Origin of the sequence: Celerinatantimonas diazotrophica, from assembly GCF_004339545.1 — a bacterium.
GTDB lineage: Bacteria > Pseudomonadota > Gammaproteobacteria > Enterobacterales > Celerinatantimonadaceae > Celerinatantimonas > Celerinatantimonas diazotrophica.
The window spans coordinates 269,686-282,109 of the sequence record NZ_SMGD01000011.1 but is presented as its reverse complement, the minus strand read 5'-3'; the positions used below and the strand labels follow the sequence as shown (position 1 = coordinate 282,109).

Annotated in this window: 9 protein-coding genes and 1 pseudogene; 6 read left to right on the top strand and 4 right to left on the bottom strand. The window is 42.7% G+C overall.

The genetic code is table 11. From position 1 onward, the window contains the following. The first annotated feature begins 302 nt into the window (after window positions 1-302). The 6 genes and pseudogenes from EV690_RS04435 to EV690_RS04405 all read left to right on the top strand — a co-directional run bounded on the left by EV690_RS04435 (window position 303) and on the right by EV690_RS04405 (window position 5,477). Window positions 303-734: a hypothetical protein gene (locus EV690_RS04435; protein ID WP_131911719.1), complete on the top strand. Its 432-nt coding sequence runs from the start codon at window positions 303-305 to the stop codon at window positions 732-734. A 615-nt stretch (window positions 735-1,349) separates the two neighbouring features. Beyond that, a complete protein-coding gene (locus EV690_RS04425; RefSeq protein WP_131911718.1) occupies window positions 1,350-1,820 on the top strand; it encodes a GNAT family N-acetyltransferase in 471 nt (156 codons plus the stop codon). A gap of 113 nt (window positions 1,821-1,933) precedes the next feature. Continuing rightward, window positions 1,934-2,310, top strand: a pseudogene (locus tag EV690_RS18370) (transposase family protein); the annotation flags it as partial. 462 nt (window positions 2,311-2,772) lie between these two features. Then, on the top strand, window positions 2,773-3,663 hold the full coding sequence (locus EV690_RS04415) for a LysR substrate-binding domain-containing protein (protein WP_131911717.1): 891 nt from the start codon (window positions 2,773-2,775) through the stop codon (window positions 3,661-3,663). A gap of 436 nt (window positions 3,664-4,099) precedes the next feature. Continuing rightward, window positions 4,100-4,402 (top strand): hypothetical protein, encoded by a 303-nt coding sequence (locus EV690_RS04410; RefSeq protein WP_131911716.1) that lies wholly within the window; start codon window positions 4,100-4,102, stop codon window positions 4,400-4,402. A gap of 16 nt (window positions 4,403-4,418) precedes the next feature. After that, window positions 4,419-5,477, top strand: a complete 1,059-nt coding sequence (locus tag EV690_RS04405) for a helix-turn-helix transcriptional regulator (RefSeq protein ID WP_131911715.1) — start codon at window positions 4,419-4,421, stop codon at window positions 5,475-5,477. A 549-nt stretch (window positions 5,478-6,026) separates the two neighbouring features. Here the strand turns inward: EV690_RS04405 and cydB are convergent. The 4 genes from cydB to cydD form a co-directional block, all read right to left on the bottom strand. After that, complete coding sequence (gene cydB / locus EV690_RS04400) at window positions 6,027-7,079, bottom strand: cytochrome d ubiquinol oxidase subunit II (RefSeq protein ID WP_224054892.1); 1,053 nt, start codon at window positions 7,077-7,079, stop codon at window positions 6,027-6,029. A 23-nt stretch (window positions 7,080-7,102) separates the two neighbouring features. Continuing rightward, on the bottom strand, window positions 7,103-8,554 hold the full coding sequence (locus EV690_RS04395; protein ID WP_131911714.1) for a cytochrome ubiquinol oxidase subunit I: 1,452 nt from the start codon (window positions 8,552-8,554) through the stop codon (window positions 7,103-7,105). A gap of 351 nt (window positions 8,555-8,905) precedes the next feature. Next, window positions 8,906-10,585 carry a thiol reductant ABC exporter subunit CydC gene (gene cydC / locus EV690_RS04390; protein WP_131911713.1) on the bottom strand — a complete coding sequence of 560 codons (1,680 nt, stop codon included), beginning with the start codon at window positions 10,583-10,585 and terminating at the stop codon, window positions 8,906-8,908. Continuing rightward, window positions 10,582-12,351, bottom strand: coding sequence for a thiol reductant ABC exporter subunit CydD (cydD, locus tag EV690_RS04385; protein WP_131911712.1), 1,770 nt, complete (start codon window positions 12,349-12,351; stop codon window positions 10,582-10,584). The genes cydC and cydD overlap by 4 nt, the downstream gene beginning before the upstream one ends. Window positions 12,352-12,424 lie beyond the last annotated feature (73 nt).

Genomic DNA, 12,424 nt, shown 5'->3' with positions numbered 1-12,424 from the left:
CTGAGAGGGATTTAGGCAAGGCAAACGTTGTGCCGTGTCGTTATTCTCCACAAAGAACGTTTAACGCTGGATAAATGCCTCTCAGATACTGCCCTTGGGGTTCATTTAAACGCATCCTGAACTTTGTTGCCCCAGCTTGCTTCACTCATTAAGCGACGCAGGGGGCGCCGCGTTCAAAATGCGTTTAATTTGAACAAAATTCAACCACCAAAGGTCAATAGTCCCTAGAGCGAGCGGTTACATATGGAGATCTTTGTCGTAATTCATATCGTACTGTACCTCGCTAAACGAGGAACTATTAAATGCATAAATTTTGTATGATCGCATGGAGCTTGTTTTTATTATCTGGATGCGCCTCATTTGGGCAAATGAAAGATGGTCTCAATACGTTAAAAGGAAAAAAAGTAAGAGTAGCAATTGATGTTCTAGGTAAGCCTTCAGATAAGCAAATAAATGCGAATAAAACGATCTATACTTGGTCGCTAAATCAGCGGGGGAGTATTGTTATTCCGCATATATTACCTGGTAATGGCAACCATACTTACTATCAAGTTATTCCTGTCAACCATCATTGCTCAATTAAGCTTATCGCAGACACCAATAACGAAATTATTAAATGGGGATATAACGGCGATATCGGAGGTTGTGCAAATTACATTAATCGGCTTAAAGCTTATCGTGAAAATACCCATCGTCGGTTAAATATACTGGTCCCTCAGGGCTCAAGTGAGTAATACAGAATTGCAATAGAAACCTGTCAATTTGGCGACGTATCGCCGATGAATGCTGTTTTTTGCTATGAGGAAGATGGCGCTATGGCTAATTGTTCAAGATAAAGATTTAGCTCGATTGATCATTTAAGGACTGATAAATTAGATCAATCAGCATGCGCTCGATACAGTTTTTGTGAGCGTGCCTGCCGAGCATGGCAATTTTTGCAAAAAATCAGCTAATAATCTAGCTGAAAAGCTCAGTCAGTTTTTTGAGTATTGGCTACCTCGTATTATTGAATAGGTGAGTCATTGGCCATTCAAATGGGTTAGATTTTTAAGTGGGTTTGCCTGGCCTTGCCTTATAAAGACACCGGTGAGATCTTTTTGGTGGTCAAAGGAACAATGGGCAGTGAATTTCGTGAGTGTGTTGTGACGGCGAAATATGTGTTGTTCCCAAAGGTGTAGAGCATCGCTTTTTTGCTGAAAGTGAATGCTATGTTCTGTTAATCGCGTCTCAGGATGTTGTTAAAACGGGAGAGGCTGGTGGAGCGCTTCAAGCGGAAAATGATATCTGGGTATAACATTTAACTGTTTTGTTTTTTTACCCTGATGGACGTTAGGGTAAATGGAGTACTCATGGAATATTCATTGAGAAGAGCGTTAGATTCAGACATTAAATTTTTGCTTAACCTTCGCAGTCTAACGATGGGCACCTACCTTAAAGAATGTGGTATGCCAACCACCGAAGATGCTTATTTAGCCCGCGTGTTATATGAATTTGAGCATGCGAAAATTATTGAAGTGAATGGTTGTCCAGTTGGCTTGTTCAAAACAAAATTTAGAGAAGATTCTAATCAATGGTATCTTATCCAAATTCAGATCCATCCCAACTATCAAAATCAAAAAATTGCAACGTCTCTTATAGAAACGTTAATTAATACCGCTAATATTACGGGGGATAGCGTAGGACTGAGTGTGGTAAAAACAAATCCAGCTCAGTATTTGTATGCAAGGCTAGGGTTTGTACAAGTTTGTGAAAATGAATTTGAATACTTTATGCAATATACCCCCCCGATTAATAGGTGCGACACACATGGCAAGGTGTAGAAGAGGAAGTCAACTACTGAAAGTGGTACGCTCTTCTTGCCAAAGAAATAAGCAATTCAACCATGAATGATCAGTAGTTGACCGCGGGTAGACGATCCCACATTTCTGCTCTTATGGAACTGGGTATTTCGGTTTCTGAAATAGCGAAATAGTTCAGAGCCATCGCCCGACGGTGTATCGGGAGCTTAACCTCAGCCACAAGGGTGGCCATTATTGCCCAAGAGAAGCCCACTAGGTGTTATTCATCAAAAAACGCACATCAGCGCGTAAATACCGGATCCCTCAGGAGCGAGTTGATTTTATCTGCCTCCTTTTAGAAGCAGATTGGAGTCCAGAACAGATTTCCAATGTATTAACTAAAGTCGGTGCTGCTGTCAGTCATGAGTGGATCTACCGATTTGTAGCGCAGGATAAATGCCTGGGTGGTAAGTTATATCGCCACTTAAGGCAAGGCCACAAGCGGTATCGGCGCGGTAAAAAGGAAATGGCTTTGTCTTGTTGATATTGCGAGTGTCGCACTTGGCAGTTGATTCGGGCCTAATCGGTGATTGGATCTAAAAAATTGCTCACGGATCCATGAGCGCTATAAATTTATATTTGCTGCCTCGGCCTGTCGACAATGTGGCTGGCTAGTTCGCCCTTTTTTACTAATTTTATGTTTAGAATTAGCTCAGGTTATAAAAACCTTGAATAGTGTAAATCATCTTGCTTTTCAAAGGAGAGTCCAACATCTTTTTGTAGGTAAGGTGATATCGTTTTGAAATGCCTATTTTTTTGATTAAATGGGGATTTAAATTTAATAAATTTCAATAGATTATGAAATTTTCTTGTATGGTAGGATCTCATTACCCTCATCTTGTTATCCTTGATTAGCTATCAGATGTAGTTATTATCAGGGCAAACGAGCTGTCTTACGAACAACGATTTGTTACAGGAACTATAATCTCTGCTTATGGATAGTCGACTACGTTATCTTTCAGCACTGTGCTTTTTTGAATCAGCTGCTCGGCTAAAAAGTTATAGTAAAGCTGCAGAAGAGCTACACGTCACGCAAGCTGCCATTAGTCAAAAATTGCGTCAACTTGAGGAACGCTTGGGATGTAAATTATTCATTCGTCGCGGGCGTGAAATGCACTTAACTGACAAAGGGCAAATACTGCACAAGCATGTTAATGATGGTTTTAATAATATAATAACTGGACTCAATAGAATTCAAAATGAACCTCTTGAGGGCGTATTAAATGTGAGTGCGCCACGTTCATTTTCAACACGGTGGTTAATGCCTAGACTATGGAAGTTCACTACGGAATTTCCTCATGTTCCAATTCGAGTACAAGCTATTAAGGAGATTGATATTCGGCATACTCAAACTGATGTCCTAATTTGGCAAGGTGATGAAAGTGTCGCACATCTTGATTTAGAGCAGGAGACGCTATTTGAAGAAGCTATTTATCCTTATTGTTCCCCCGAACTTGCTAACGCGATGAAGTTTACTTCTCCAGAACAACTACTTAAATGTTGGTTGATTGACTTTCATTCGGCTTCTTTTAGCTGGGAGAAGTGGTTTGAATATGCAAATGTCGGAGCTAAAAAAGAAGGGATTCAATGGATGGAAGTGGGGACTTTTGATATGGCAATTAATGCAGTAGTTGCTGGACATGGTGCATGTTTAGCAACGGAAAGTATTTGTGCAGATTTTGTTGAGCGAGGTCTGTTAGTCAGGCCTTTTAATATCGGTTTAAATCCGGGGATTCGCTATTCGGTAATTAGTGATCCTTCTTCTTCGAGAATTTTAAGAATCAATGCATTTAAATCATGGTTACAACAAGAATTAAATTTTTAGAGGGTTAAGTGTGTCATGAAAGCTAAGCAGCCCAATTCCATGTCTCACTAGCCTCTGCAAGAAATACTTGTAGAGTAGGAGTGTCATATACTCTTTTATTTACTGCTGATAATGGCAGTTAATTCCTATAAATGGAGCTCAATATCGTTGATCCATGTTCCTTTTGAGAGTTATAATTGAGTTAACAGTCATTAATAATGGTTATTTAAAAGCCATTAATTGTATTCGAAAAGTTATTTGTTAATATTAATATTATCAATATAAGTGATTCAAAGTTGAGCTCCCACTACCACCATTATAAGATGGCTTTAAATTAAATGTTTTATGAAACGATGTTAAATGTCGCGTTTCGAGTTGGTTTGATAGTCGTATACAATGCTCGTGGAAAAACATAAAAATATGATTTTCAATTATTTTTAATGCGGGTATAAACATAATGGCAACAAGCAGCTGCTTCTCGAATACTCCAAGCCAGGCTTTAGTTAAAACAGTTGTATATGAACTTAAGTCAAAAGGGATTCAACTTAATTGGCATCGTTTAGAAAAAGATCAAGTATACGATTTGCTCGTTTCCACTTTTGAATCTGGTTTAAGTTGGCTCTCTGATATTGAAAAGAGTCAGTTAATTAATTATATTTACACTGAGATAAAGAAAAGTGATAAACCCTATAAAGAGGACATATTGAATCAAGACGAGATAGATTTTATCTCGAATATGATTCGTAATGGTGACTTATGATCCATGAAAGTGAGTGATGGAAAAGCAAAGCAATATAATACTTCCTTATGTGAGTGTTAGTCAGGATAATATTGGTGACAATGAAGAAATATTCGAAATCTGGCGTGCGAGTGTTTCACCTTATTTTGAATGTTATCCTGTTTCAAATTTTGTTGAAAATCTGCAACAATCTTTTACGCAAATAAATTCTGGCAAGTTCCTCTTTTCAGAAATCACAATGGCTGCTCAACAGTACACGCGTAGTCATAAAACCCACAAAGATTTTAGTGAAGCTGACCACATATTACTGGAAACATTTGAATCTGGGTATAATTGTACCCGTAATGGCGATTCTCATTTTATTGAGAATGGTGGTATATCAGCCATTAATTTGAGTCAACCAGTTGAGGCCGTTTGTAGTGAAAATGCCAAAGCTAGTATTTTTGTCCTACCTCGACAGTGGTTGCTGGAAAATATCCCGCGTTTGGCCGTTGCAACAGGACCTATTTTTGAACGTCACAGCATTCATGAGCGGTTATTCAAAGACTTTATAAGCAGTATAAAAAAGCAGCTATTAACAGCAGGCGCTCAAGAATCTTCGGTTATATCGGATAGTTTAATTGCAATGTTGGATGTACTCTGTTTGAAAAGTGACTTTGATGTCTCTGAATCGATTGATGACAATATAAAATCGTCTATCAAAAAGTATATAAACGAGAATATTGGGAATTTATCGCTAACGGCTGATACGATTTGTAATCAATTTTTTATGTCGCGATCGACATTATATCGACTCTTTAAAGAAGATGGTGGGGTGACTTCCATCATACGAGAGTACCGGTTAGCGGCCTGCTTTAAGGCCCTTCATGATCCAATTAATGCTAAAAGTAGTGTTGCTGAAATTGCGTTAAAATGTGGTATACCTAATAGCAATTATTTAAGTAGTCAATTTCGAGATCGATATGACCTGACGCCACGACAAATTCGAGAGAGACAGCGTGAGGCTGAGTGGTCTGATAAATATCGTATACCAGCAGATAAAAAAACTGATTATATTATCAGTAATATGGTGAATTGGGCTCGATATTTAACTTAACCCATTTTCTAGGTCTGCTGGAAAATAGGGTGCAAGCAGCCTTTGTCCTAAATCATAACCCTCAAAAACTCGTATACCCGATCATCATCCTAACCTGCTTTTTTTAACGTTTCTGTCAGATTTGGAGTGCTATGTGATATCGCTGGAACAGGTTGGTTGAAATAGGTTTTATTACAAATTAACCGGACAATATGCTTATGTAGCAGTGATTAGTGCTCTTCAACGAATGAATTTATAAATTCTAACAGAGTGACTCACAAGCATTGGTTTATCCATCTTGTATTAAGCACATTTGTGTCTCGTTTGCTTGATAATCAAGGCTCGTTCCTTTAAAACGAGGATCATCCAAATTGTAAACATGAATCCCCCCATACCGCCAGCGGACCACCATAGGAACGCAGGTAGACCAAAAATGCATTGTACAAGAATAATCCCAGCGACCGGACCGATTAAAAAAAGTCCCATGGCTTTTAGGTGCCATACAGCTTGTACACTCGGTGATGAAAATTTGAAGGCGGCCTTCATCAAAGGCCTCCTTCAATAGTGACACTAGGCGTGGCTATCATAACCTGCCAATTTACTCAGTCGAGCACGGAAAACCCATGCTTGATAGAAGTTATAGCAAAGCATGACAGGGACAAAAACAAGCATGGTATAAGTAAATGCACCTGATGAATTTGAAGGATTTGCTGCATCAAATATTGTCATGGTATCAGGTACAAACCAAGGGAAGATGGTTACCATCATAATTGCAAAATTAATGAATACGATCACAGCCAGCCACAGCATTGCACTTACATCTCGTTTTTGATGTGAGGCATGTCGCATCGCCCAGGTGGCGTACAGAACGACAGCACCAGCCAGCACGAATGCCCACCAATAAGGCCCAATCCACTTATTTCGAGCCCATGGAAACTGAATAAATGACCAGATAACAGTACTGAGAATAGCCAACAATGCTAGGTAGAACATCACATTGGTCCATTTGAGTGCCTTATGGTAAATATCACTCTTCCGATCAAAACGAGCCCGCAGATAGACGCCACCCGCTAACGATGCAGCAATGGTTGCGGTCACGCCAGTCCAAACACTAAATGGGGTGAGAAATGCTAGATAGCTACCAGTAAATGTCGGCACCGTTGTTTGCGACACGGGGAATCCCTGAAGAAATGCCCCTAAAGAGACGCCAGCAAAAAACGCGACTATCAGGCTCCCCAGACCAAATCCCCAATCCCAATAGACTCGACTGCGCTCTGAGTAGTGATGGAATTCTAAAGATACCGCCCGCATAATGATCCCCCAAAGTACCAACATCAGCGGAATCATTAGATAGTGGAACAGTGAGCCATAAGCTATAGGAAAAGTCCCAAAAAGTGATCCTCCGACTACGACCAGCCAGGTTTCATTTGCATCCCAAGTGCCCGCCATGGAGGCCATGATGGAACCTTTTTCTTCACTATCAGCGTGAAATAAAGAATAAATGCCAGCTCCTAGATCGGAACCATCAAGAATGATGTAAATCACGACAAACAAGCCAATTAAAATCCACCAAACCAGCGTGATCCATTGGTAGTCGTGTGTAATGTTCATAATATGTTGCATATTCACATTCTCTTCTATGTCGATTAGACGGTAGGCCGTACAAACAAAGGTTTTCCTTCAGAGGCCTCTTCGTCGGGCATATCCCCCAAATGCATCGTCTCTGGAGTAACACCATGGATAACAGCTGTTTTCATATCGGGTCCTTTGTGGATCACTTTGGAAAAAAAGTACCAAGCGCCAAACCAGACAAGCAGGTCAAAGAACACAAAACCAATAAACCAAATTATCTCTGCCGTAATACTCATTTGACTCACGCCTTCTGAGGTACGCATCAATCCGTGAATAATCCAAGGTTGACGAGCAATTTCACGCGTCCACCAGCCAGTCCAAACAGCGATATAAGGCAACGTAGAACTTAAGATAACAGCGCGCAGAAACCAACGATGCTGCTGTAGCTTTGTTGCTGAGAACTGTCCGCGAATGCGTAAGTAGAGTGCCCAGAAAGCCAATAACATCAGCGCCATACCGGCCACCACCATAATACGAAAAGAGTAGAAGGGGATGAGCACGGGTGGCCGGTCTGCTTTCTTAAATTGATCCAGCCCGGGGACAGTACTCACCCACTTATGATCTTCCAGTAGACTGAGAACATGTGGGATTGCAATTTGAAAATCGTTTGTTCCTTTCTCTTCATTCGGCCATGCGAGCATATTCCAGCTGGTATTGGGGCTACCATCTGCATTATATGTATGCCAATGCCCTTCCATTGCAGCTAATGCTGCCGGGTCATATTCAGCAACGGTTCGTCCTAATGCATCTCCCATATAAACTTGCAAAGGCGCAACAATAACTAAAGCCATCAAAGAGGTGGTCAATGTGCGAATAAACAGTTTAGTGTGGCGATTTTTATAAATCATCCAAGCGGAAACACTGGCTACAAAAAACAGTCCAATCTCAAAGCAGGCGATGAGCATATGCGGGAATGCGGTCAAAAAATTAGGGTTAAAAATGGCATCTGTCCAGCTATCAACGACAAACAACCCTTTTTCAAGGTGAACGCCTGTCGGTGTTTGCATCCAGGAATTGGCATCCAAAATCCACATTGCCGATAGCATTGAAGAAAACATTACATTAAACGTGGCAAAAAGATGCATTTTCTTGCCGATTTTGCCCCAGCCAAAAATCATCAGTCCAATAAAACCCGCTTCATACATAAACGCGGTAATCGTTTCGTAACCGAGAATATTGCCAAAAAAAGGTCCGGCGGCTTGAGAAAAGGGTCCAAAGAGGATACCAAAGGCCATTTCCATGGTGATCCCCGTGGCTACACCAGCACCAAAATTGATGATGAAGAGCTTTTCAAAAAAACGGGTCAGTCGATACCACTCGTCATGGTTTGTCTTGAGCCAACGCCATTCACTAAAAAATAAAAAAGCGGCCAAACCAATCGTTAATGGGGGGTAGATTATGTGCATTGTCGTAATCCACCCAAAATCTAATCGGGCAAGGCCAATCATGAGGGAAGGGTCTGTCATTCTATTTCTCCAGACGGTTAAAAATTAATAACTGTCATGAGGCAGTTATTGGCATTTTTTGAACCAGAGCAGGTTATTTTCCCTACAACTTGCTAGTATCAGGCGTATCTTGTGGTGCTTCGTCAGTCCATGTTTAGCTTTTAAAGCGGTGGGGTTACTTATTTCGCTTATCTCAAGGTTTATCGAAACTTAAAGTACAATAGATCCTTGTTCGATGCTAGAGCAGCTTTTCCCCGACAACTTGTTAATATTATGACGCGCTTATGATGCTTATTCAATCCATCTTTAGCTTTTACTAATATAAGAATATGGAATCGATTCTTTTTTGTTCATCTGTAAACGTATTGAAATTTAAGGGACGATACTTCCTTTATCGATGAGCAAGTGATGATCGGCTAATGTTAGTAATTGCGGGCGGTGAGTAATGATGATGGCGGTGCGCCCCTGCAATAGCTTAGCTAATGCTTGGATGACTTGTTGTTCTGTGCCCGCATCCAGTCCTTCGGTGGGTTCATCTAAAATGACAATAGGTGCATCTTTAAGGAGTGCTCTGGCAATACCAAGACGCCGAATTTGCCCACCGGATAAACGCGTCGCGGCTTCTCCGACCTCAGTATTAAATCCTTCTGGTAAAGCCTGGATATCATCAAGAATCGCTGCGGCCCGGCAAGCCTCGCGTACTTCTTCATCTGTGGCATCGGGTTTAGCGAGATATAAATTAGCCGCGAGCGTGGTATTAAATAAGTGGACATGTTGCGAGACAACGGCGCAGAGTTTACGGACCGTGTCACCTTTTAAATCCTCGAGTCCTGTGCCACCAATGGTAATTTGTCCACTGTCGGCCGCCCAAAACTTAAGTAATAATTGTGTCACACTGGTTTTTCCAGAACCACTGGCGCCTTGAATCGCCAGTTTTTGCCCCTGTTTTAAGCAAAAGCTGATGTCGTGAAGTGCCGGATGTTTAGTTTGTGGGTAGGTGAAACACACTGCCTCAAAGCGAATATCAAATTGTTGTGGCGCAGCGCTAGGATGGCGTGGATCGGTCACTGCTGGCTCAGCATCAACTAAATCCAGAATGCGACTCGCAGCTCCCCATGTTTCACCTAATGCTCGAAACGCGATGGGCAATGTCGCCACAGCCTCAAAGCTGGCCATCCCAAAAAAAGCCAACATAACGAGTTCTGGCCCATTGAGTCGACCACTTTGTAATAAATAGATGGCAATCACAATCATCACCAACCAAGTGAATTGACTCACCAGTCCCGTTAACGCAGTACTACTGGCATCAATGCGATTTTGTTGTCGTTGGGGGATGACTAGGGCTTCGTTTTCCTCTTGAAGGGTTATCATGCGTTGCTGTGGGTTGCCATAGAGCGTGATTTCAGCCAACCCTCGGACCGTTTCACTGATTCGTTGGCGCAAAACTGCCCTCGCTTTGACGATATTCCGGCCGCTGTTGATGCCCAAATACAGAGCGGCCCATGGTAAAGCAAGGCCGACCATCAGCAAACCAATTAAGTTGGTCAACGCAATTGCCGGGCTCCAAAACCACAGAAACAGGATCATCAGAAAACTCGCCAACAAGGCAGCGAAGGTGGGGGTCAATATTCGCAAATAAGCATTTTCTAAGCTATCAATGTCAGCACTAATTCGGCTTAATAAATCTCCCCCTTGGTAATGCTGAATCCGTGCTGGAGCCAAGGGTTCTAATCGTTCAAAAAACCATTGGCGTAACCCCGCCAGTAGTCGAAATGTCGCTTCATGGGTCACTATTCGTTCAAAATATCGGCCAGCGGTGCGCAAAATGGCCAAGCCTCGAATCGCAGCAGCTGGAGTAAAATAATTGACAACGATAGCCCCCAGGCCACTCAAGGCCATAGCGGTGATAAACCAGCCAGATACCGCAAGTAGGGCAACATTAGCAAGAATCACTGTGGTGGCGAGTAAAATCCCAGCCAACATCCAACCCAGATAGGGACGACTGATCGCGAATAGCCAGCGGAGTTCTCTATTTTTTCTTCGTTTCATCATCCAGCCCTGCAATACTCGTGATAGCGTTGCGCGTAAGCGCCGTTTAAGGACATTAATTCCTCGGGTGCGCCTTGTTCGATGATTTTGCCTCCCTCAAGCACCACAATTTGGTCACTCTGCTCAATTGTGGTCAATCGATGGGCAATAGTGAGCAGCGTTCGGCCAACCGCCAGTCGGGCAATCGCATCGGTAATTAACCGCTCACTCTGTGGATCTAAACTGGCTGAGGGTTCATCAAGTAGAACAACCGGCGCATTCTTGTAAAAAGCACGAGCCAAGGCAATCCGCTGAATTTCCCCCCCAGAAAGCCCTTGTCCGTGCTCGCCGAGCACCGTTTGAACGCCGTGCGGCAACTGTTCAATAAAATCCAGCGCGTGTGCATCGCGCAGCGCTTGTTGGAGCGCCTGCTCATGACCGTGCTGGCGGCGCGATAGGGCAATATTTTCTTCAATAGTGCCATAAAATAAAGTCGGGTTCTGGGGCAGCCATGCCACATGCTGATACCAACTGTTCGGAGAAATCTGCGTTAACGGGGTTGTATTAATGATAATATCCCCTTGTATCGGGCTTAAAAAACCCAGTAGCAATTGCCCCAATGTCGACTTTCCGGCCCCGCTGGCACCAATTATGGCCGTGCGACTGCCTGCTGGCAGCTTAAGGCTCACGTCGCGAATCACAGGGTCCCGCTTGGGATAGGCAAACACAAGATTCGACAAGGTAATGTCTGGAGCTTGGTTGAGACACAGTTCAATATTTCCATGATGCTCAGCAGGTATGGGGGTGTTCAGTAATTCGATGATGGGTTCGACAGCCCCCAGTGCGTCCATTCGCGCGTGAAACTGAGTCCCCATACTGCGCAAAGGCAGATAAAATTCTGGGGCCAGTAACAGGACAAAAATGCCATTCAGGTAATGGATATCCGTTCCCATTAAGCGAAACCCTACATACACAGCCACCATTGCAATACTAATTGCCGCAAAAAACTCTAAGACCATCGAAGACAGAAAAGCGACTCGCAATACTTTCATTGTTTGCAAGCGATAATCTTCTGCTATTTGGCCGATAAAACGGGCTTCTCTTTGGGCAGCATGAAAAAGTTTAAGTGTTGTCAGCCCTTCGATCATGTCAAAAAAGTGGGCTCCCATTCGCGTCAGGCTGCGCCACTGCTTCTGATTGAGCTTTTCTGTTTGACTGCCAATGAGGATCATAAACACCGGTAACAACGGCGCCGTTATGGCTAGAATCAGTCCAGATATCCAATCAAATGGAAAAACAAACACCAAAATGGCCACAGGAATAATGATGGCTAATTGCCTCTGTGGTAGATACAAACTGAAATACTTCTCAAGTGCTTCGACACCATCGACCAGTTCGGTGGCTCGAGCACCGGAGCGTTGTTCACGACTCCAGGCGGGACCTAATTGATTTATCTGTTTAAATAGACGGGCTCGCAAATCGGTGCGCAGTCGCGCAGCCGCTTCAAAGGTGAATCGTTGGTTGCCGTAATTAAGCAGAGCACGGACACCAAAGATACCCACCATACAGGCTAAATATCCCCAGACAGCTTGAATGGATTTGTGCTCAATTGCCGTCGCATTCAGTACCTGGGCTAACATCCAGCACTGCGCAATTAAAAAGAAACCATTAATACTACCGATGATAATCGCGATATTAAGCGGTTTTTTTACCGTTTTCGCTTGGTTTTTGAGCCAACGTTCGAATTCAAGAGTCTTTTCTTTATCTTGTAAAGGGGCGGGGTTTGCCATGCATTAATGCTCTTTATATGCTCAAATTACTAAGACACATGATTGTGTAGAAAAATCTAATATACTCCAATTG